Raw genomic sequence first — 21,360 nt, forward strand, 5'->3', positions numbered from 1 at the left:
AATGGCCGAGAATCTAAAACCAGAAAACAACCATAGTTCTGACGAAATCGACTTGGGACAATTGTTACAATTAGTAAAAAAAGGATTTAATTCCATTTTCAGGTTTGTATTAAGGATATTTCTGTACCTCAAAAAGAATATATTTTTATTGATTGGCTTAGTAGTCATAGGCTTTGTAATTGGATTTGCACTATCTAAAGTTATTTCTAAACGTTTAAAAATAGAAGTAATCGTTAGGCCCCAAATCGACAGTAAAAATTATCTCTATGATGTTGTCAATGAAATTCAGGCAAACGTAGAATCTAAGGACACCTTGTTTTTTAAATCTATTGGCATAGAGGAAATAGATTTTCAAGGTTTGGAAGTTGCCATAAGTCGTGTAGCCGAGGAAGCAACTTCAGAAGCCGATCTGCAATATTTAGAATTATTGCAAAGTTTTGAAAATACAGATGCCATTGCGGATATTGTTAGGGCAGAACTTCAAAACAAAAGCTCTTTTAATCATAGAATCACTATTTATTATAAAAACCCTGATATTGGCCAAGAATTTGCCAATAAGGTAATAGCTTATATAAATTCAAGTAAATATTTTGATGATTTAAGACAAACCTATACATCCAATGCTGCTGAGCGGATAGAGAAAAATAAAGTCTTATTGGAACAGGTTGATGAAATTATAAGTAATTATTCCAAAAAAATGTTGGAACAACAAGGGGATAGTGCTACTGATAGAATAGTGGTAGATAATCAGGAAACACTCAATATAACAGGTCTTTTCAATTTAAAGAATGAATTGATAAAAGATATTGAAACCAAAAAAATAGAGTTAATTCAAAGTGCAGAAGTTGTTAGGGTTATTAATTTTGGAAAGCCCCAGCAAGTGCGCAAATCTTTTTTAGGCAAGAAAATAGTAATGATACCGTTAATCTTACTTGGATTATTCTTTTTAATCTCAATATTAAAATATTTGGACCTAAAATCTAAAGAGTTAAAATTTTAAATATGAACATATTAGTAACAGGTGGAGCTGGTTTTATAGGTTCCCATGTAGTAAGAAGACTTGTAAAAAATTACCCTAATTATACTATATACAATCTAGATGCTCTGACATATGCTGGCAATCTTGAAAATTTGACCGATATAGATACATATCCTAATTATAAATTTTTAAAAGGGGATATTGTAGATAGTCAATACATCAATGAATTGTTTCAAAGCACAAATTTTGATGGTGTAATACATTTGGCTGCAGAATCTCATGTAGATCGATCTATTGAAGATCCATTAGCCTTCGTAAGAACCAATATAATAGGAACAGTTAACCTATTAAACGCCGCAAAAGATAGTTGGAAAGATAATTTTGAAGGCAAACGTTTTTATCATGTAAGTACAGATGAGGTTTATGGTTCTCTTGGTAGCGAAGGTTTGTTTACCGAAGAAACCAGTTATGACCCAAATTCTCCCTATTCCGCATCCAAGGCAAGTTCAGATCACTTTGTACGTTCATATGGCGAAACATATGGTCTGCCCTATGTAGTAACAAATTGCTCCAATAATTATGGCCCGTATCATTTTCCTGAAAAATTAATTCCATTATTTATAAATAATATTATCGAGAAAAAAAACCTTCCGGTATATGGGGATGGTAAATATACAAGGGACTGGTTGTTTGTAGAAGACCATGCTAAAGCGATCGACCTGGTATTTCATAAAGGAAATAATGGTGAAACCTATAATATTGGAGGTTTCAATGAATGGCAAAATATAGATTTGGTCAAATTATTATGTAGTGTAATGGATAAGAAGTTAAACAGGTCTCAAGGGGAATCAGAACAATTGATTACCTATGTAAAAGATAGACCTGGACATGATTTAAGATACGCCATTGATGCCAGTAAAATAAATAAAGAGCTAGGTTGGAAACCATCGGTTACATTTGAAGAAGGGTTGGAAATAACTGTAGATTGGTATTTAAATAATTCCGAGTGGTTAAAAAATGTTACTTCAGGTGACTACAAGGAATATTATTCTAAAATGTATTCGTAACTATTATAACATCCAAATATGAAAGGAATTATCCTAGCAGGGGGTTCAGGAACAAGATTACATCCTCTAACACTTTCCGTAAGTAAGCAGTTAATGCCTATTTATGATAAACCAATGATTTACTATCCGCTTTCAACGTTAATGTATGCAGGTATTAGAGAAATATTAATTATTTCTACACCTAAGGATTTACCATTGTTTGAAGAATTATTGGGAGATGGAAAAAAATATGGATGTTCATTTTCATATGCGGTTCAAGAAGCTCCAAACGGTCTTGCAGAAGCCTTTATCATTGGAGCTGATTTTATTGGAAAAGACAAGGTAGCACTTATACTAGGAGACAATATTTTCTATGGTTCCGGTCTTGCTAAATTACTCCAATCCAACAATGATCCGGAAGGTGGTATTATTTATGCTTATAGGGTACATGATCCAGAACGTTACGGCGTTGTGGAGTTCGATGATGATGGTGTCGCCATAAGTATAGAGGAAAAACCTTTGGAACCAAAATCAAATTATGCGGTTCCCGGAATTTATTTTTATGATAACGATGTAGTAGAAATAGCTTCAAGTATTCCTCCTAGCCCACGGGGAGAACTTGAAATTACCGACGTAAACAAAGAATATTTAAAAAGGGGTAATTTAAGTGTAAGTATTCTTGATAGAGGAACTGCTTGGTTAGATACCGGCACTTTTCAATCTTTAATGCAAGCGTCTCAATTTGTAGAGGTAATAGAAGAGCGCCAAGGGTTAAAGATTGGGGCAATAGAAGGAGCTGCATATGAGATGGGCTATATAGATAAAAAACAATTTATAGCCCTTGCGGAACCTTTAATGAAAAGTGGTTATGGAAAAAACTTATTAGGTATCTTAAACAAGAATCAATGACATTTACCGAAACAAAGCTAAAAGGCTGCTTTATTTTACAACCAAGGGTGTTTTCAGATAATAGGGGATATTTTTTTGAATCGTTTAACGAAAAAACTTTTTCTGAGGGTGTTGGTGAAAGTGTAAAATTTGTTCAAGACAATCAATCCTTTTCAACTTATGGTATCGTTAGAGGTATACATTATCAAGTGGGGCATAACGCACAAGCTAAATTAGTAAGAGTTTTAAGTGGTAGTGTTCTTGATGTTGCAGTAGATCTTAGAGAGAATTCGGCAACATTTGGTCAACATATTGCCGTAGAATTAAGTGCAGAAAATAAAAAACAACTGTTTATACCAAGAGGTTTTGGTCATGGTTTTTCCGTTTTGTCGGAAACTGCAGAATTCTTTTATAAATGTGATAATTTTTACAACAAGGAATCTGAAGGGGGTATTGTTTATAATGATGAGAATCTTCAAATTGATTGGAAAATTGGAAGCTCAAAAATAAAGGTATCTGAGAAAGATTTGGTTTTACCTACATTAAAGTCGGCAAGATTATGAAAAAAATATTGGTTACAGGTGGCCAAGGACAATTGGCAAACTGTATAAACGACATTACCAAAAACAATAATGAATTGCATGTTGTTTATGTAGATATAGATACACTGGATATTACTGATAAAAATGCGGTCACTAGTTATTTTAAACAAAATAATTTTAATTATTGTATTAATTGTGCTGCATATACAGCCGTAGATAATGCGGAATCTAATCATGAATTGGCCGAACAGGTAAATTATGTTGGTGCACAAAATCTTGCATACACATGTAAGGATTACAATGTAACCTTAATTCATATTTCAACAGATTTCGTCTTTGATGGTAAGCAAACGAAATTTTATACAGAGGAGGACTTGGCACAACCCCTAAGTGTTTATGGTAATACTAAGCTGGAAGGAGAAAGGGCCATAGCAAATATTTTAAATGAACATTTTATAATTAGAACATCTTGGCTGTATTCTGAACATGGGAACAATTTTTTAAAAACCATGTTAAGATTAGGTTCTGAAAGGGATGAATTAAGTGTTGTTGTGGACCAAATTGGTACTCCGACCTACGCTGGGGACCTAGCGAATGTTATTTTAGACTTAATTCAAAAAAATGCTACATCTTACGGCCTTTACCATTATAGTAATGAAGGAGTAGCTAGTTGGTATGATTTTGCTGTTGCTATTTTTGAAATTGCCAACATAAAAATCAAGGTAGCCCCAATTAAAACAGAAGCATATCCAACTCCCGCAAAAAGACCTTCCAACAGTATAATGGATAAAACTAAAATTAAAGAAACTTTTAATCTAACGATTCCTTATTGGAGGAAAAGTCTAGAGAATTGTATAAAAACTAATAAACTTTGAGAAAACCACTACATACGGCATTAAATGAACTAAGGCAAAAACAAAAGTCAACATTTGCCTTTAATGTTCAGAATTTTTATCAGTTAGAGGCTTGTAAAATAACAGCGGAAAAATTAAAGCTTCCTGTCATAATTCAGTTTTCAGAAAGATTTTTAAGATTTTTAGAAGATAAGTATTCTGTAAAGTTCATTATGGAAAACTATAAATCTGATTATACTTATTTTCACCTTGACCATTGCATTGACATAGACTTTATTAAATTTTGTATAGAAGCAGGTTTTGATTCTGTAATGTACGATGGATCTGCATTCTTGATAGACGAAAACATTAAGAATTCATTAATCGTCAAAGAACATGCTGAAAAATTTAATTGTTTGGTTGAAGGAGAATTAGGAAAAGTATCCGGCGTTGAAGACGGTTTTGGAGAAGAGGGTTCTTCTTATGCGGAAATTCAAGAAATTATTCGTTATGTTGAAGAAACTAAGATTGATCTTATGGCATTAGGCATAGGCAATGCCCATGGATTTTATGAAAATTTAGAAGGGATAGACTTATCTATTTTAGAAGAAGCAAGTAAAAAGTTACATCCAGAACAACTTTTTGTATTACATGGCGGTACCGGTCTACCAAAGGAAGTCATTAAAGAGGCGATATCCTATGGAGTAGTTAAGATTAATATATCCACTCAATTAAAGAAAGAAACTATAGATATCTTAAAAGAGTTTGCCACCAATAACAGTCTTTATAATGAAATTTCATACCATACCAAAATGGTTGAAGGTCTATCAAACTTTTTTGAGCAATATTTATTAGAATACACTGTATAAGATATGTACTTAATAATCAATTTAGGATTAAAATCAATTAGAGGCATTGTTTTCAACGATGATGGTATGCAGGTTTTTGTAACTTCAAAACCGGTATTCTCAAAACTATTCCATAATAGAGTTGAACAAGACGCAAAAGAATGGCGTTCAAAACTAGAGGAGATTTTGGAAGAAATCTCATCTATTGATTATCTAAAAGATAAAATTGAATACATAACCTCCACTACCAGTTCATCTTGCGTATATGGTATGGACGCTAAAGGAGCACCAGCCACAAAGGTTATGATGGTATCGGATAAGCGGGCACATGAGGAAGCGGAGTTGGTAGAACAGGTTATTAAGGAGAAAACAGATTTAACGGATTTAAAATGTCCATCTTCCTCAATTATACCCAAAGCAATTTGGTTTAAACGAAATAAGCCAGAAGTATTTGAAAAGGTTAAATTTTGGATGGGCGCCGGTGAATTTTTAAACTATTTTTTCACTCATGAAGTATTTACAGATTCTTTAAATGCAAGTAAAGGTTTATATCACAATGGTAAATACCTAGATGAAATCCTTAGGGCTGTTAGTTTGGATAAATCTACGTTGCCCGAGGTAAAAGATATTGGGTTTTCTTTGCCGCTGCACGATAAATTAATCAATAAATATGGGTTCAAAAAGACATGTAAGTATGTGCTTACGACCTATGATGCAATTTGTGCAGTTATTGGTTCTTTTGATGGAGATTCAAAAACAGCGTGTGATGTATCAGGGACGGTAACTTCTGTTCGAGTATTAACCAAAAAAGGTTTAATCACCAAAAAAGGTCCCATCTTGTCCCAAAAATTAGGGAATCATGAAAATTATTTAATAGGGGCTTCCAATAATTTAGGGGGTGGAATCATTGAATGGTTAAAGCAAGCTTTTTATGATGAAAATGACAGGAATGTTTATTATATCATGGAGAATAATGCGCATCAAGTATCCATGGGAGCCCATGGAATAGTCTTTTTGCCGTACATGCTAGGTGAAAGGGCTCCTTTTAAAAGTCCAAACGCACGGGGAACTTTTTTCGGAATAGATAGGGCAAGTACAATTAAAGAATTTTCCAGGGCAGTATTTGAATCTACAGCCTATGTATCAAACGATTTACTGCAATTAATCCTTGAAAATGGAGTTGAGGTAGACTCATTGTCCGTTAGTGGCGGACTAGCTAGATTTGACCTTATAAATCAAATAAAGGCAGATGTGACCAATAAGAGAATAAAGGTTATTGAGAATTTTGAAAGTACATCCGTTGGTGCATTTATTTTATTGCTGTTAAGTTTAAAAAAGTTTAGTTCTGTAGAAGAGGCCGCAGCTAAGATCATTCGTGTACGAAAAGTCATCAACCCCTCTGAAGCGAACCATAGGATATATAAAGATTTTTTCTCTTTTTATAAAAGCTTGAACGATCAATTGTTACCCCTTTATAATTCTCATTTAAAAATAAGGGATAAAGTACAATCTTTTTCTTCCGAAACTATTAGTAATCTATAGTATGTATTATATAAAACCTGTTATTTCAATTGGAAAAGTTGATATTAAATCTTTTGAACAGTTTCCAATTGGTAAGGAAGTATTGATCATAACATCAAAAACAGTAAGTCAAAATTATGGCTTACCGGATATTTTTGATGAACTAAGGAAAAAGAGTTCAGTACATATATTCAATCATATTAGACCAGATGCACCCTTTGAAGACCTTGACCTTGTTTTGGATGAGTTAAAACAGGTTTCCATAGATACTATTATAGCTATAGGTGGGGGGTCTACAATAGATGCTGCAAAAGCGCTATCAATAGCATTTGGTGATGTCTCCTATAAAGATGTTTTTTACGGTAAAACCCCGGTTCCGACAACTAAGATTCCACTTATTGCCATACCTACAACTGCAGGTACAGGCGCCGAACTTTCATTTGGTGCAATAATTTATGATAAGGATAATGGAAAAAAAGGAGGTATACGGGGAGAAATAATACAGCCTAACTATGTATTTATAGATGCAAACCTTCACAATGGCTGTCCAATTCATTTAAAGGCAGAGGTGGGCTTTGATTGTTTAACGCATGCAATTGAGACCTATATTTCTAAAAAAAGTAATCCTATTGTAAGGAACCAGTCTGTTAATTGTATACAGGTTATATTTCAACATCTAACAAAGTCATGTAAGGAAAATTCTATTGAGGACATGGAAAAAGTGGCTATTGCTTCATCTCTTATGGGGATTAATCTTGCCTTTAGCTCTACTTGTCTGCCACATAGAATACAGTATGTTATAGGTCCAATGACAGGAACAAGCCATGCTCAGGGCTTAATTGCTATTTATAAAGGATGGTTGCAATATTTATATAATGAACAAGTTGATGAGCTAAATCAACTAGCGTCCGATTTAAATATGTCTACGGAAGAATTTTTAAACAGGGTCAATAATCTAAAGAAAGAATTAAATCTAGATTATGGAATTTCAAAATTAGGAATCGACCTAAAAGACATTGATGAAATAGCATCCTCGGTTTCAGGAAACGTCCAAGCAGATCCTTCATATGAGAATGTTGAAAGTATAATAAATATTTTAAAATTAGCAATATAATGATAGCAGTAATAATGGCAGCAGGCAAAGGAAGTAGATTGGGTGATTATACCACTAACTTGCCTAAAAGCCTTTTACCTTTAAATAACAAGGGTAGAACTCTTTTAGATTATAATCTTGATATTCTTGATCAATTAAATGTTGATAAAATTTTAATCGTTACCGGTTTTAACAGTAAACTTATTGAAAATCACACGGCCAAAAACCCAAAAGTGAAGATCGTTTACAATCCTTTTTGGAATCATTGTAATGTACTAGGTTCACTATATATGGCATTGGACAAAATTGATGATGATTTCTTGTTCTTGCATGCAGATACCTTGGCAGAAATTGATATTTGGCAAATGTTGATGCAGGCCAAAGAAGATATGGTATTGCCATTTGAACGTAAAAAATGTGGTGATGAAGAAATGAAGGTAGTACTTGATGAAAACAACATGCTTTTGGATATTACCAAAGAAGTAAACCCAGAAAAATCTCAAGGGGAGTTTTTAGGTATTGCAAAGTTCAGTAAAAATACCGTACCTTATTTTAAAGAAAAGGCCGAAAATTTTTTTAAGGAAGGAAATCTTAATCTTTATATGGAGTCCGCAGTACAAAGTGCTATAGCCAATAAAGATATTAAAATCAGTGTTTTGGATATATTGGACAACAAATTCGTAGAAGTTGATTTTGAGGAAGATTATCAAAAAGCAAAAAAATTGTTTGGAGCATAATTTATGGCAAGATTATTCAAATATCTTACCTTGACGTTATTCTTGCCCTTATGGTATATACAATTACTTTTTCCAAGGAAAGATAATATTTGGATATTTGGGGCATGGAATGGACAACGTTACTCTGATAACAGCAAGTACTTGTTTGATTATGTTTCTGAAAACCATAAAGACATTATGGCAATTTGGATTACCAAGGACAAAAAAGTCCAGTCCAGAATAAGGGAACAGGGAAAAAAATGTTACATGTCCAATAGCCTAAAAGGCATTTATTTAAGCTTAAGGGCAAAATTTGTTATCGTAAGTTCAGGAAAGAACGATATTAGCAAACTTTTTGTAAATGGGGCAAAGCTAGTTCATCTTTGGCACGGAAATCCTTTAAAAAAAATTGGTTTAGATGACAATTATTCATCAGCAAACGGTTTTTTTTATAGTAAGATTGTACGATGGTTTTATCCTATGGTGTATGAATTCAATTATGATTATATGGTATCCAATAGTCAAATTTTTACACCGTTTATGCAGTCTTCCTATAGACTAAATACAGATCAAATTTTAGAGACGGGTTGTCCCAGAAATGATATTTTTTATTCTACATCCAAAGATGTTTTTAATATAGAACTTTCAAAAAGATTCAAGGACTCAAAAATTGTCTATTATTTGCCTACATTTAGAAATAGTGAAACGCCTAAAAATATTTTTACCCAAGATGACTATGTTGAGGAGAAAGTAGAAGCCTTTTTACAGAAAGAAAATATTGTTTTGGTTAATAAAGGACATTTTGTTGAATCTAAAACCGGATTGTCCGGAACGAGCCAAAATTCTAGAATAGTTCATTTAAAAGATAGTGATATTACATCTGATATCAATAATATGCTAAAAGATGCAGATGCATTAATTACTGATTATTCTAGTGCTTTTTTTGATTTTTTATTGACGGAACGTCCAATATTATTTGCGGCTTTTGATCTTCAGGAATATATGTCACATTCAAGGGAGCTATATTTTAATTATGAAGATGCGGTTGCTGGTCCAATAGTTCATAATTGGGAAGAAATACTATTTCAGCTGAGCACTATTTGGAATGATGAAGAGAATAAAAAAGTAGTTCTTCAAAAAAATAAAATTTATAATAAATATCATGATGCATTTAATAGTAAGAGGGTAACCGATGCCTTATTACGATTGTCTAATAAGTAATGAAAAAAGTATTAATGCCATTAATATTAATATGTGTTCTCTTTTTTAGTTGCACTAAAGAGGAGCCTAATATTTTGAACATTACTTCATTTCCTGATAGGAACAATGATTTTACTGTATGGCAGATAGAACAGTTTAGGGATATTTCCCAAATGGGATATTTAATACGAACAGATGATAACAAGATAATCGCTATTGATGGAGGATCAAACGATACGGCAGAACTTTTAAATGATTTTATTCAACAACTTGGAGGAACGGTCAATTATTGGATCATTACCCATCCGCATGATGACCATGTAGGTGTACTAAATGGGTTTTTATCCAAAAGAAACAATATTGTAATTGAAAAAATTGTTCATTCCAAAATAGACTTGGAATTAATTGCCGATCATGAACCTAAAAGTTATTCTTATATTAAAAATTTTTATCAAAAATTAGAACATTCCGGAATATCATTACACGAACCAAAGACTAATGATGTTATAGAAATTGGCGATGGTGTAAATTTAAGGGTCCTTAGTACGGCCAATGAAGATATTAAAATTAATCTTGTCAATAATTCTTCACTTGTCTTTCAGTTGAACAGTAAATCAAAAAGAGTATTATTTCTTGGAGACCTTGGAGTAGAAGCTGGAAATAAGATACTTCAAAACGGCACGCTATCCAATTTAAGGTCAACACATGTACAAATGTCGCACCACGGACAAGGTGGCGTTTCCAAGGAGTTTTATAGTGCGGTGAACGCTAAAATTGCTTTATGGCCTACACCTATATGGTTATGGGAAAACAATTTGGATGCAAAGGGATATAATACGGGCACATGGAAAACAATTATTGTTAAAAGTTGGATGGATGAAATAGGTATTTCACAGCATATTGTTGCGGGTATCGAAGGCACATCACAAATAGATTAATATAATGGCCACTGTATCCAAGAATATTTTTTGGCAGTCAATAGCTGCGTTTTTGCAAATATATACAGGCGGTATAGTTTTTATCCTTTTGGCTAAGATAATGTCCATAGAGGATTTTGGGATTTTGAGTTTTGGCTTTTCTTTTTCAACATTATTGTCAACTTGCTTAGATTTTGGTCAATCTTTGATGATTATGAAAGATTACCCTCAAAAGAAGTTTCAACCAGGACCTTATATATTAAATTCCATGGCCCAAAAAGTTATTTTCATTCTAATTTTTTGTGGCTTGTTTTTTACCTATCTCATTATATTTTATTCCGGAAAATGGCTGGTTACGGGTCAAATGTTTATTCTATTTGCAATTGTTAGTGCATATGTTCTTTATTTACAAGCCGTTTTACGGGTTAAAAATAGGTTTAAAGACGCCGCATTATCTATTATAGCCTATTCTGTTATTATTACCATTTTAGTTTATTTAATCTATAACGAGATGCTTTCTATGTTACAGTTTATAGGTTATTTAATATTAGCGCGCGTTATTCAATTGCTTGTTACCGTAGTTTTCTGCAAAAATATTTTTCAGAAAAAGTGGTTCAGTCCAAAAATTCAGAAGCATTTAATAAAACATAGCTGGTCTTATGGAGCACATTTTATCTTTGGCACATTTTATTTCACGGTAGATACGCAGATTATAGCCCTATTGTTAAATGCTAAAGACGTTGCTCTTTACCAGTCAATATTTAGGATTATATATATTTTCTTAATTGTTTCGGATGTGGCATCCAATGTATTACTACCATACCTTTCATCAAAATTCGCCAAAAATCAATCCATTGATTTACTTTCAAGCAATATTTTATATTTATTGTTTATTTTAGGCTCTTCCCTGTTTTTGTTCTTTACGTTCTTTTATAAGGAAATTATAGATGTGTTATACACGCCAGAATATAAAGAGGCTTATCCTCTTGTATTTCCACTAAGTCTTGTGATATTGCTTCGCACTAGTTCTTCAATTTATGGAACCTTACTTACAATATCGGATAATCAAATCAATAGGGTCAAAGTTGTATTTTTAACCATGGTTTCAAGTATTTTACTAAATTCTCTTCTTATTCCATTTTTTGGAATCAGAGGTTCGGCTTGGATAAGTGTATTTGTTCATTTACTATTGTTTTCGGGTTATTTGTGGTTTTCAAAAAAGGATTTTCCAGATATAAAAATCCTAACAAGCTCAAATATGGCCATACTTTTAACAACAGCATTTTTTGTGGTAGTTGAGCAACTGATATATTCAGAACTTATTCTGATACGCATTGCTCTATATATTATTTGGGGCATGATTATAGTATATTTTATGAAAAAATATGAAAAAGTTCGTATTCTTAGTCAAATTTTAAAAGATAAAGGCGTTGTATAATATTAGAAAGGATGTATAGACTTTTACGTAATCCATTATATATTTATCTATTAGGCTTTTCTTTGTCTTTTCTGGTATACTTTTTAGATTGGAGTGAGCTATATCCTGAAATAAGCACTTCAATGATTGTTTTTTTTAGTATAACCTTTTTTTGCTTTGGAGCTTTTGGTTTTGTTATTAGTCATTTGAAATTAATTCAGAAGACCTATTCAAATACTAAATCCAAGCAAATCGTTGTATTCGCTACCGCTCTTTTATTCTTTTATTTAATTGAATTTATCATTGAAGGCGATATCCCTTTGATTTCTAAACTTTTAGGAAGAGATGGTGTTCATTATATGGAGTTTGGAGTTCCTTTATTACATGGAATACTAATTTCGTTCAATTCTTTTCTAATTGCCCATACATTTTCCACGTATTTGTCTACAAAAAATAAGCAATTGTTAAAGGTTTATTTTGTGCTTTATATACCGGCATTGCTATTTTTCAGTAGAAGTATTTTAATGCTTGGATTATTAACTTCGGTTTTTATATACATTCATTATTCAAAAAAGCTAAAACTAAAAAATCAGATAAAACTGGTTGCCTTAGGAGTAATTGCACTTTACCTTTTTGGTGTTTTAGGTAATTTACGGTCTGGTGGAGATTATATTTATGATCAAAGTAAAGCTACTCAAGAATTTATGGAATCTTCCATACCAAAAGAGTTTTATTGGACGTATTTATATGTTGCTTCTCCATTGGCTAATTTTCAAAACACGGTCAATCATAAACAAAATGTAGAAAAAGATTTTGTCGGATTTATATTTTACGAAAATCTACCTCAAATAATTTCGAAAAATCTTGGCGGTCCTTTAAATATTCCGCAAAAAGATTTGGTTCGTCTAATACCATGGTTGACTGTTGGTACAACTTATGCCAAATCTATTTCCTATTTAGGTTGGTTAGGGCCATATCTTTTATTTCTGTTTAATTTACTGGTCTACTTAGCCATTTTAATGTTTATGGTACCTACACGAAGTAATTATCATATAACTACATTATCTATTCTTTCGGTAATTATTCTATTAAATATTTTTGCCAACATGTTGGTCGTGACAGGTATCTCTTTTCAATTGGCCTATTGTGTAATATTCGCCTTTTTTGAGCGAAAAAAAATTGTTTTAAGGACATGAGAATATCTGTTTGTATGGCCGTTTTTAATGGTGAAAAATATATTAAGGATCAACTAGATTCCATATTACTACAAATAGGTCCAGAAGATGAGGTTATTATATCTGATGACGGTTCTAATGATCAAACCTTGCCCATAATTAAGTCAATTTCTGACAATAGGATCAAAATTGTTTATTCTGGTCAAAAGAGCATAATTAAAAATTTTGAAAACAGTTTAAAAACAGCTACAGGTGATGTCATATTTTTATCTGATCAAGATGATATATGGTATCCAAATAAAATTTCCATCATGGTGTCCTTTTTGAACGATTACTTAATGGTTTTTTCCAACGCTTCGGTTTTTAAGGAGTCTATGTTAGACACCTATTTATTGTATGATCAGAATGTTCAACGAACGGGATTTTTAAAAAACTTCATAAAAAACAATTTTATTGGTGCTACTATGGCATTCCAACGCAAAGTTTTAGAGCGAGCATTACCTTTTCCTAAAAAAATATATATGCACGATGTTTGGATTGGTCTGGTGTCCGAGATTGAAGGTAAAACACATTTTATAGAAGAACCTTTGGTATATTACAGAAGACATGGTAACAATGCTTCAGAAACAGGGGAGAAAAGTTCTAATTCCTTATTTACAAAAATAAAAATGCGCTACGATTTGGGCTTAAGTCTTTTAAGAAGGTTTCTATGAAACAATCAAGGACACCTTTTTCTTTACAATATGGTATAGTTGGTGCTATCTTGATTGGAATTGTACTAAAAGTTTGTTTAGTTCAGTTTTCAAAAAATAAAGTATTGACCAAATTTGAAGGCGTTTCATTTTATATTTCACAGCCAACAGATTGTAATTTTTCGCTGTATTATTCCTTTTCGGATAAATTTCAAAATAATCAGGTTTTATTGGCCGAGAGTGTTTCAAACAAGGAATTACGATTTAACTTCCCTAAATCCAACCAATTACCTACAAGTCTAAGGTTAGATTTTGGAAATGAGCCTTTATGTGCTCTGCCTAATCTTGATAGTTTAAGCATAAATTATAAGGGGAATAGTAAAATGATTCAAAAAGAAGACTTGTTCCAACATATAATTGGAAATAGTGCTTCTATATATTTAAATAAAAATGATAAGGCATTAAAACTAAATGTCAATAGCGATCCTTTTGATCCTTATATCATTTTTGATCCTTTATTAAAAATAGTATTAGATGAAGATGCATTTGTAAATAGATTAATATTGTTACTACCTTTTTTACTTTTATTGGGGTGGCATCTTAAAAATGTATCTATAAAAACATTGCAATTACCGGATGTACTGTGTATAATTTTCATTGTTTGCATTCCTTTAAAAATAGCTTGGACTACCTTGGCCGCTTTATTGATTGGTCTTTTTGGAATTATGAACGCAATTCGGAAAAAGGAGTATAATTTTAAGAATAAAGAAGGTCTTTTATTAATAGGTGTTTTTATTGTTTTCTTAATTATTGGTCGGCCTACTTCCCTTAAGATAATTGACCATCATTTAGCCTTGATTCTTTTTTTTATTATTTCTAGTACGTTCTCATTTAATTGGGCTGTAGTCACTAAATTCTATATACAGTTTATATTGTTTTTAAATGCAGCTTTGGTAACATCCGGTGTTGCATTTCTAATAAACTTTCCTACTGTTTTTGGCTTAGATATATGGAACTACTTTTCTGAAATCAAATTTTTTAGCGGCAATGTAAGAGAATGGCTTTATTATGACCATGCCGTATTTCTAACTTTTTTTGGATTGATAGGACTATTATCTCTACATAAACATTCTGAAATTTTACAAAGCAAAAAAATATTGCTGTTATACCATTTATTATTAATTGGATTAATTTTTTTAATTGGCGCGCGTATTTCTTTACTTATATATCTTGTTTTTATAGTCAATATGTATTTTGACTTTAAGCCTAAAAAGCGGTTAATTATTAATACGATAGTATTTAGTTCATCTGCTGTACTATTATTTCTAATGATAGGTAAAATAGATGTTTATAGAGATGGGTTATGGAAAGTAAGTTGGGAGGCAATTATAAATAAACCATACTTTGGCTATGGTTTGGGAAGTTCAGATAAGGTTTTACATAGTACAACGCTTATGTCCCAAGCCAAGGTTAATATTCCAACAATATTAAACCATTCTCATAACCAGTATTTAACTTTTTTATTGGAACTGGGCTTTATAGGCTCATGTGCAATAATATCTTGTGTTATGCTCTACTTAAAACATAAAGCACAATACTTAAACATCACAATGGTTTTATTTATCTTTGGTCTATGTTATGTGTTTTTAACTGAGTCAATATTGCAAACATCAAAACCTCTCTTTGTTTTATGCTTTTTATTCTACCTTATATCAAAAATGCCCAGTTCTATTACATTTAACGAATTAGATAAACAAGCATGAGTTATAAATTAACTATCTCTGTGGTATTGTTCAATACCGACGAAGATGAGATTTTAAATATTATTGAAATAATATCTGGATGTAAATTTAGCACCAAATTATTTTTTATTGATAATTCTCCTAATAATAACGCTTCTAAGATTGTAGGTTCAAAGGAAGGGGTGGAATATATACATACAGGTGAAAATTTAGGTTTTGGAAAAGGACACAATATTGCAATTGATTTTGCAAAGGACAATTCCGAGTTCCATTTAATTCTAAATGCAGATGTTGATTTTGATTCATCAGTTTTGGAAGATATGTTGCGTTATATGGAACTTAACCAATCTGTAGGGTTAATGGCACCTAAAGTTTTAAACCCTGATGGAAGCTTGCAGCATACTGCAAGATTGTTACCAACCCCATTTTATCTTATTTTCAGAAGATTTATACCTTTAAATTCTATAAAGGAAAGGTTGAACCAGAAATATGAATTAAAAGCATACTTAATAGATAGGCCTATTGAAATTCCATTTTTTATAGGTTGTTTTTTACTTGTACGCTCATCAGTCTTAAAGAAAACTGGAGGTTACGATCCGCGTTATTTTATGTATATGGAAGATATTGATCTTGTAAGAAGGATATATAGGGATTATAAAACTGTTTATTATCCATTATGCTCTATAATACATAAACATGGTAAGGGTTCATATGTGAATAGAAAATTATTAAAATACCATTTAAAATCATCGGTGCAATATTTCAACAAATGGGGCTGGATATTTGATCGTGAAAGAAAGCGGATAAATGATAAAACTTTAGATCAACTAAAATAGTTGCGGTTTTTATGATATTTAAACAAGGTAGATATTCTGGGTTTATAACACCATTATCCTATATTATGGATTTATTGGTGGTTAACCTTTTTACCAATTTTCTGCCCATAAATTTTCAAAATCCATTACTCTTCCATAGTTATATAACCATTGCCTGGGTTGTATTGTCATTTAAAAATGAATTCTATGAAGTGCACAGATATTCTAAAGTGGTTGCTTTATTAAGAAAACTCTTTACACAATTTATTTTTTTCTTTCTCATACTGTATGCTTATATCGGTTTTTTTAAACAGCCATTAATGAGTCGTTTAGCTTTGGGTCAATATTTTGTTCTAGTATTTGTAGGCGTCGCTTTTTTTAAGTTTTTAAGCTATGTTTTGCTAATGCAATATAGGGGATTGTGGAAAGGAAATATTCGCAGAGTGGTAATCATAGGTAAAAACAGTAAAACTGATCAATTGATACAGGTTTTTAATGAACGCGAAGAGTTTGGTTACGAGTTTGTAAAACAATTTGATGCGAAAGGCAAAAATTTTGATATCATGTCATGTTTTATGTTTATTGTCAATAATAATATTGATGAAATATACTGTTCAGTTTCTGAGATGTCGAATAAAAAGCTGAATGCCTTTATAAACTTTGCGGATAACAATCTAAAAACCCTTAAGTTTTTACCGGACAATAAAAATATCTTTTCCAAGAAACTCAAGTTTGAATATTACGATTATTTGCCAATCTTGTCCTTAAGGGATATTCCTTTACATAATTCGGTAAATGCCGTTCTTAAAAGAGCTTTTGACATCGCCTTCTCATTATTTGTCATTTTTGGAATTTTAATTTGGTTAGGGCCTTTGCTAGCACTTTTGATAACATTGGAGTCCAGGGGGCCAGTATTCTTCATTCAGAAACGCACAGGTTTTGATAATCGGGAGTTTCAATGCTTTAAGTTTAGATCTATGGCGGTCAACGAATCTTCTGATCTTATGCAGGCTGGTAAAAATGATATGAGGGTAACCAAAATAGGTAAGTTCATCAGAAAGACCAGTATAGACGAATTGCCACAATTCTATAATGTACTTTTTGGAAATATGTCCGTAGTAGGGCCGCGCCCCCACATGTTAAAGCATACAGACGAATACGCAAGTAGGGTAGATAAGTATATGTTACGTCATTTTGTGAAGCCGGGAATAACAGGACTAGCACAAATACGTGGATATAGGGGTGAAATTGAAAAAGAAAGTGACATTCAGAATAGAATTAAATTCGATATATTTTATGTGGAAAACTGGTCTTTCTTTCTTGATCTTAAAATTATAGTACAAACTGTTCTCAATGCAATTAGGGGAGAGGAAAAAGCATATTAAACAATATGAAGAGAATTTTAATAACGGGAGCTGCGGGATTTTTGGGTTCCCATCTATGTGATCGGTTTATTGCGGAGGGCTTTCATGTAATTGGCATGGATAATCTTATTACGGGAGATTTAAAGAATATTGCCCATCTTTTTCCACTGGAACATTTTGAATTTCACCACCATGATGTTTCTACCTTTGTTCATTTAGAAGGTAAACTGGATTATATTCTGCATTTTGCATCACCGGCCAGCCCTATAGACTATTTAAAGATTCCTATTGAAACATTAAAGGTTGGTTCATTAGGAACCCTTAACCTTTTAGGATTGGCCAAACAAAAAAATTCAAGAATTTTGGTAGCCTCTACATCAGAAGTTTATGGCGACCCTTTGGTGCATCCCCAAAATGAAGAATATTACGGTAATGTTAGCCCCATAGGTCCACGTGGGGTCTATGATGAGGCAAAAAGGTTTATGGAGTCCATTACGATGGCGTATCATAGACATCATGGACTAGATACCCGTATTGTACGTATATTTAATACCTATGGGCCTAGAATGCGCTTAAATGATGGAAGGGTGGTACCCGCGTTTATGGGGCAGGCTTTAAGAGGCGAGGATTTGACCGTTTTTGGTGATGGTTCACAAACTAGGTCTTTCTGTTATATTGATGACCAGGTTGAAGGAATATACCGTTTGTTATTTAGTGATTGTGTAGAACCGGTAAATATTGGAAATCCACACGAAACTACCATAAAGGAATTTGCGGAGGAAATTATTGCACTTACAGGCACAAAACAAAAAGTAATTTACGTGCCATTGCCACAAGATGATCCCACTCAACGTCAACCAGACATTTCCAAAGCAAAAAAACTATTGGGTTGGGAGCCAAAAGTAAACAGGGCAGAAGGACTTAAAATCGTATACGATTATTTCAAATCGTTGTCTCCAGAGGAACTTCAGAAGAAAGAACATAGAAATTTTACGGATAAAACTAAATAAACCTTATTTCATCAAAAAATTACACATGAATATTTTAATACTTGGATCGGGTGGACGGGAACATACTTTTGCATGGAAATTGGCTCAAAGTCCACGACTTTCAAAACTTTTTGTAGCTCCAGGAAATGCTGGTACAGCCACAATTGCAACTAATGTACCAATTGGTGTAAATGATTTTGAGGCAATTAAGGATTTTGTAATCAAAGAACAGATAGCAATGGTAGTTGTGGGTCCGGAGGACCCTTTGGTCAACGGGGTACATGATTATTTTTTGCAGGATGATGAATTAAAGAACATTGCGGTCATTGGACCTGAAAAACTTGCCGCAACCTTAGAGGGCAGTAAGGAATTCGCAAAGGAATTCATGATGCGCCATAATATACCCACGGCACAGTATAAAAGTTTTACGGCAAATACTGTTGAAGATGGATTTAAATTTTTAGAGGAATTAAATCCTCCTTTTGTTTTAAAGGCCGATGGTCTTGCAGCTGGTAAGGGTGTCGTAATTCTCAATGACCTTAATGATGCCAAAAAGGAATTAAAGGCCATGTTGGTCCATGAAAAGTTTGGGTCTGCCAGTACCACTGTGGTAATAGAAGAATTTTTGGATGGAATAGAATTAAGTGTTTTTGTACTTACAGATGGTATTTCATATAAAGTTCTTCCTACGGCAAAGGATTATAAACGAATTGGTGAAGGTGACACCGGACTTAATACAGGAGGTATGGGGGCAATTTCACCCGTTCCTTTTGCAAGTAAGGAGTTCATGGACAAGATAGAGCACCAAATAGTTAAACCGACGGTAGAAGGACTTAAAAAGGATAATATGCCCTATAAGGGATTTATTTTTATTGGACTTATCAAAGTTGGTGCCGATCCAAAGGTGATTGAGTATAATGTACGCATGGGCGATCCGGAAACGGAAGTAGTCTTGCCAAGATTAAAAAATGATTTGGTTGAGGTTTTTGAAGCGGTTGCCAACCAGACCTTGTCCAACATTAATCTTCAATTAGATGGTCGTACGGCAACTACAGTAATGACCGTATCCGGAGGTTATCCTGGATCATATGAAAAGGGTAAGGAAATTACCGGTATAGCGTCAATCGATGATTCTTTGGTTTTTCATGCAGGAACCACATTACTTGATGGTAAGGTAGTTACCAACGGTGGTAGGGTAATGGCAATTACATCGTTTGGCGATGACTTTAAGTCGGCCTTGAACACTTCGTATAAAAATGTGGAAAAACTTTCTTTTGAAGGAATGAATTATAGAAAAGATTTAGGTTTTGACCTATAAAAGAATGGCCTTATAAAAGTTTCGTGTACTTCTATAAGGCCATTCTGGAATTCTTGTAAACTATAGGTAAGAGTGAGAAGTACTAGTGGTATCCTCATCCCCTTTATCATTATACTTTTTTAACTCGAGCATCCAATAAATAAATGCAGCGGTCCCGATTAACATAAACAACCAGTTTACGATGTTTGACAGGGTCCAGCTTTCAGCAAATCTAAAAGGGTCCATCGTGTATTTGAATATCACATTTACAAACAAATCGGCAATACCTTCAAAAAATGATTTCATCTTATTACTATATTTACCAGCAAAAATATAAAAAGCTTAGATGATTTCAAGCATTTTTGAGAAAACAAAACCAGTCAATTTTATAATTCTCCTTGTTTTTTTGTTTCTTTTTTATTGGGGAGTTCAATTTTACTTGCTGAACAACACTATTTTAGATTTAAAAATAGGGGCAACCATAGGCATTTTGGGCACTGTGCTGTTTAGCGTTTTCGTGGTAGATTTTATTGTTAAAAGAAATAAATTAACGGCGAATAATTCTTTCGCAATCCTATATTTTACGATTCTTTTCGTGGTTTTTCCGGAAACACTGGGAGATAGTAACGCAATTTTTACCACCTTTTTTCTTTTACTGGCCATGCGTCGTTTATTGAGTATAAAATCTCTTAAGAATATTAAACTAAAAATATTTGATGCCGCTCTTTGGATATGTATTGCTAGCATTTTTTATGAATGGGCCTTGCTATATTTAATATTGGTCTTTGCGGCAATTTACATCTATGAACCTAAAAATATTAGAAATTGGCTCATCTTCCTATCCGTTGGTTTTTGTTTTTTTATGATTTTATATGGTGTTCTAGTGATTATGGGCAAAACATCCTTCTTAACCGATCACTATGATTTTGCCGTTGATTTTAATTCATTGTTTCCCATTAAATGGTGGTCAAGTATAAAATTGACCTTGTATGCATTAATGAATATTGGTCTTGGGTTTTGGATTTTTATTAGGTTGGGCAGTACAGGCACCGGTAAGGTCACGGTTATGAGGCTCATTGCCCTTTCGTTTATTATTGGTTTAGTGGTCAATTTACTGGTAGCTTCTGAAAATACAAATGCGGTCATGATCACATTTTTTCCTTCAGTAATATTTATGGTGAATTATCTTGAATCTATAAAAAAACCAAAATTTCTAGAATTAATACTTATAACTAGTATTGTTGCCCCTTTAATAGTATTCTTCACCAAACTTTAGGTTTGTTCTT

General features: G+C 32.7%; 21 protein-coding genes. 20 read left to right on the plus strand and 1 reads right to left on the minus strand.

Going from position 1 to position 21,360, the window contains the following annotated elements:
* Window position 1: 1 nt before the first annotated feature.
* The 19 genes from JM81_RS11885 to purD are packed head-to-tail and all read left to right on the plus strand — an operon-like array spanning window position 2 to window position 20,095.
* Window positions 2-1,000 (plus strand): hypothetical protein, encoded by a 999-nt coding sequence (locus JM81_RS11885; RefSeq protein ID WP_144803694.1) that lies wholly within the window; start codon window positions 2-4, stop codon window positions 998-1,000.
* A gap of 2 nt (window positions 1,001-1,002) precedes the next feature.
* On the plus strand, window positions 1,003-2,046 hold the full coding sequence (rfbB, locus tag JM81_RS11890) for a dTDP-glucose 4,6-dehydratase (protein ID WP_144803696.1): 1,044 nt from the start codon (window positions 1,003-1,005) through the stop codon (window positions 2,044-2,046).
* An 18-nt stretch (window positions 2,047-2,064) separates the two neighbouring features.
* A complete protein-coding gene (rfbA, locus tag JM81_RS11895; RefSeq protein ID WP_144803698.1) occupies window positions 2,065-2,934 on the plus strand; it encodes a glucose-1-phosphate thymidylyltransferase RfbA in 870 nt (289 codons plus the stop codon).
* Window positions 2,931-3,476, plus strand: coding sequence for a dTDP-4-dehydrorhamnose 3,5-epimerase (gene rfbC / locus JM81_RS11900; RefSeq protein WP_144803700.1), 546 nt, complete (start codon window positions 2,931-2,933; stop codon window positions 3,474-3,476). Before rfbA ends, rfbC begins: the two co-directional genes overlap by 4 nt.
* Complete coding sequence (gene rfbD, locus JM81_RS11905) at window positions 3,473-4,330, plus strand: dTDP-4-dehydrorhamnose reductase (protein ID WP_144803701.1); 858 nt, start codon at window positions 3,473-3,475, stop codon at window positions 4,328-4,330. The genes rfbC and rfbD overlap by 4 nt, the downstream gene beginning before the upstream one ends.
* Entirely contained in the window at window positions 4,327-5,157 is an 831-nt protein-coding gene (locus tag JM81_RS11910; RefSeq protein ID WP_144803703.1) for a class II fructose-bisphosphate aldolase, read from the plus strand. Before rfbD ends, JM81_RS11910 begins: the two co-directional genes overlap by 4 nt.
* Window positions 5,158-5,160: 3 nt before the next feature.
* Window positions 5,161-6,678: a xylulokinase gene (locus tag JM81_RS11915; protein WP_144803705.1), complete on the plus strand. Its 1,518-nt coding sequence runs from the start codon at window positions 5,161-5,163 to the stop codon at window positions 6,676-6,678.
* Window position 6,679: 1 nt separating this feature from the next.
* Complete coding sequence (locus JM81_RS11920) at window positions 6,680-7,771, plus strand: iron-containing alcohol dehydrogenase family protein (protein ID WP_144803707.1); 1,092 nt, start codon at window positions 6,680-6,682, stop codon at window positions 7,769-7,771.
* The gene (locus JM81_RS11925; protein ID WP_144803709.1) at window positions 7,771-8,487 is read left to right on the plus strand and encodes an NTP transferase domain-containing protein; all 717 of its coding nucleotides are present in this window, start codon (window positions 7,771-7,773) and stop codon (window positions 8,485-8,487) included. The genes JM81_RS11920 and JM81_RS11925 overlap by 1 nt, the downstream gene beginning before the upstream one ends.
* Before the next feature lie 3 nt (window positions 8,488-8,490).
* Window positions 8,491-9,687 (plus strand): CDP-glycerol glycerophosphotransferase family protein, encoded by a 1,197-nt coding sequence (locus tag JM81_RS11930; protein WP_144803711.1) that lies wholly within the window; start codon window positions 8,491-8,493, stop codon window positions 9,685-9,687.
* Window positions 9,687-10,604: a ComEC/Rec2 family competence protein gene (locus JM81_RS11935; RefSeq protein ID WP_144803712.1), complete on the plus strand. Its 918-nt coding sequence runs from the start codon at window positions 9,687-9,689 to the stop codon at window positions 10,602-10,604. Before JM81_RS11930 ends, JM81_RS11935 begins: the two co-directional genes overlap by 1 nt.
* A 4-nt stretch (window positions 10,605-10,608) precedes the next feature.
* Window positions 10,609-12,021: an oligosaccharide flippase family protein gene (locus JM81_RS11940; RefSeq protein ID WP_144803714.1), complete on the plus strand. Its 1,413-nt coding sequence runs from the start codon at window positions 10,609-10,611 to the stop codon at window positions 12,019-12,021.
* 11 nt (window positions 12,022-12,032) lie between these two features.
* Window positions 12,033-13,196 (plus strand): O-antigen polymerase, encoded by a 1,164-nt coding sequence (locus JM81_RS11945; protein ID WP_144803716.1) that lies wholly within the window; start codon window positions 12,033-12,035, stop codon window positions 13,194-13,196.
* The gene (locus JM81_RS11950) at window positions 13,193-13,888 is read left to right on the plus strand and encodes a glycosyltransferase family 2 protein (RefSeq protein ID WP_144803718.1); all 696 of its coding nucleotides are present in this window, start codon (window positions 13,193-13,195) and stop codon (window positions 13,886-13,888) included. The genes JM81_RS11945 and JM81_RS11950 overlap by 4 nt, the downstream gene beginning before the upstream one ends.
* A complete protein-coding gene (locus JM81_RS11955) occupies window positions 13,885-15,630 on the plus strand; it encodes an O-antigen ligase family protein (protein ID WP_144803720.1) in 1,746 nt (581 codons plus the stop codon). The genes JM81_RS11950 and JM81_RS11955 overlap by 4 nt, the downstream gene beginning before the upstream one ends.
* Window positions 15,627-16,445, plus strand: a complete 819-nt coding sequence (locus JM81_RS11960) for a glycosyltransferase (RefSeq protein WP_144803722.1) — start codon at window positions 15,627-15,629, stop codon at window positions 16,443-16,445. Before JM81_RS11955 ends, JM81_RS11960 begins: the two co-directional genes overlap by 4 nt.
* Window positions 16,446-16,456: 11 nt before the next feature.
* On the plus strand, window positions 16,457-17,809 hold the full coding sequence (locus tag JM81_RS11965) for an exopolysaccharide biosynthesis polyprenyl glycosylphosphotransferase (RefSeq protein ID WP_144803724.1): 1,353 nt from the start codon (window positions 16,457-16,459) through the stop codon (window positions 17,807-17,809).
* A gap of 5 nt (window positions 17,810-17,814) precedes the next feature.
* Window positions 17,815-18,798 carry a UDP-glucuronic acid decarboxylase family protein gene (locus JM81_RS11970; protein WP_144803726.1) on the plus strand — a complete coding sequence of 328 codons (984 nt, stop codon included), beginning with the start codon at window positions 17,815-17,817 and terminating at the stop codon, window positions 18,796-18,798.
* A gap of 25 nt (window positions 18,799-18,823) precedes the next feature.
* Complete coding sequence (purD, locus tag JM81_RS11975; protein ID WP_144803728.1) at window positions 18,824-20,095, plus strand: phosphoribosylamine--glycine ligase; 1,272 nt, start codon at window positions 18,824-18,826, stop codon at window positions 20,093-20,095.
* A gap of 60 nt (window positions 20,096-20,155) precedes the next feature.
* Here the strand turns inward: purD and JM81_RS11980 are convergent, their stop codons facing one another.
* Window positions 20,156-20,380 carry a DUF6341 family protein gene (locus JM81_RS11980; protein ID WP_144803730.1) on the minus strand — a complete coding sequence of 75 codons (225 nt, stop codon included), beginning with the start codon at window positions 20,378-20,380 and terminating at the stop codon, window positions 20,156-20,158.
* A gap of 40 nt (window positions 20,381-20,420) precedes the next feature.
* On the opposite strand from JM81_RS11980, the gene JM81_RS11985 reads away from it, so the two are divergent.
* Window positions 20,421-21,350: a DUF6427 family protein gene (locus JM81_RS11985; RefSeq protein ID WP_144803732.1), complete on the plus strand. Its 930-nt coding sequence runs from the start codon at window positions 20,421-20,423 to the stop codon at window positions 21,348-21,350.
* The last annotated feature ends 10 nt before the right edge of the window (window positions 21,351-21,360 follow it).

The sequence above is a fragment of the Maribacter sp. MAR_2009_72 genome (assembly GCF_007827235.1).
GTDB lineage: Bacteria > Bacteroidota > Bacteroidia > Flavobacteriales > Flavobacteriaceae > Maribacter > Maribacter sedimenticola.

Bases quoted from the DNA above. Each gene is read 5' to 3' on its own strand.
- JM81_RS11885 (WP_144803694.1), top strand. From the start codon at position 2: ATGGCCGAGAATCTAAAACCAGAAAACAACCATAGTTCTGACGAAATC.
- rfbB (WP_144803696.1), top strand. From the start codon at position 1,003: ATGAACATATTAGTAACAGGTGGAGCTGGTTTTATAGGTTCCCATGTA.
- rfbA (WP_144803698.1), top strand. From the start codon at position 2,065: ATGAAAGGAATTATCCTAGCAGGGGGTTCAGGAACAAGATTACATCCT.
- rfbC (WP_144803700.1), top strand. From the start codon at position 2,931: ATGACATTTACCGAAACAAAGCTAAAAGGCTGCTTTATTTTACAACCA.
- rfbD (WP_144803701.1), top strand. From the start codon at position 3,473: ATGAAAAAAATATTGGTTACAGGTGGCCAAGGACAATTGGCAAACTGT.
- JM81_RS11915 (WP_144803705.1), top strand. From the start codon at position 5,161: ATGTACTTAATAATCAATTTAGGATTAAAATCAATTAGAGGCATTGTT.
- JM81_RS11920 (WP_144803707.1), top strand. From the start codon at position 6,680: ATGTATTATATAAAACCTGTTATTTCAATTGGAAAAGTTGATATTAAA.
- JM81_RS11925 (WP_144803709.1), top strand. From the start codon at position 7,771: ATGATAGCAGTAATAATGGCAGCAGGCAAAGGAAGTAGATTGGGTGAT.
- JM81_RS11930 (WP_144803711.1), top strand. From the start codon at position 8,491: ATGGCAAGATTATTCAAATATCTTACCTTGACGTTATTCTTGCCCTTA.
- JM81_RS11935 (WP_144803712.1), top strand. From the start codon at position 9,687: ATGAAAAAAGTATTAATGCCATTAATATTAATATGTGTTCTCTTTTTT.
- JM81_RS11940 (WP_144803714.1), top strand. From the start codon at position 10,609: ATGGCCACTGTATCCAAGAATATTTTTTGGCAGTCAATAGCTGCGTTT.
- JM81_RS11945 (WP_144803716.1), top strand. From the start codon at position 12,033: ATGTATAGACTTTTACGTAATCCATTATATATTTATCTATTAGGCTTT.
- JM81_RS11950 (WP_144803718.1), top strand. From the start codon at position 13,193: ATGAGAATATCTGTTTGTATGGCCGTTTTTAATGGTGAAAAATATATT.
- JM81_RS11955 (WP_144803720.1), top strand. From the start codon at position 13,885: ATGAAACAATCAAGGACACCTTTTTCTTTACAATATGGTATAGTTGGT.
- JM81_RS11960 (WP_144803722.1), top strand. From the start codon at position 15,627: ATGAGTTATAAATTAACTATCTCTGTGGTATTGTTCAATACCGACGAA.
- JM81_RS11965 (WP_144803724.1), top strand. From the start codon at position 16,457: ATGATATTTAAACAAGGTAGATATTCTGGGTTTATAACACCATTATCC.
- JM81_RS11970 (WP_144803726.1), top strand. From the start codon at position 17,815: ATGAAGAGAATTTTAATAACGGGAGCTGCGGGATTTTTGGGTTCCCAT.
- purD (WP_144803728.1), top strand. From the start codon at position 18,824: ATGAATATTTTAATACTTGGATCGGGTGGACGGGAACATACTTTTGCA.
- JM81_RS11980 (WP_144803730.1), bottom strand. From the start codon at position 20,380: ATGAAATCATTTTTTGAAGGTATTGCCGATTTGTTTGTAAATGTGATA.
- JM81_RS11985 (WP_144803732.1), top strand. From the start codon at position 20,421: ATGATTTCAAGCATTTTTGAGAAAACAAAACCAGTCAATTTTATAATT.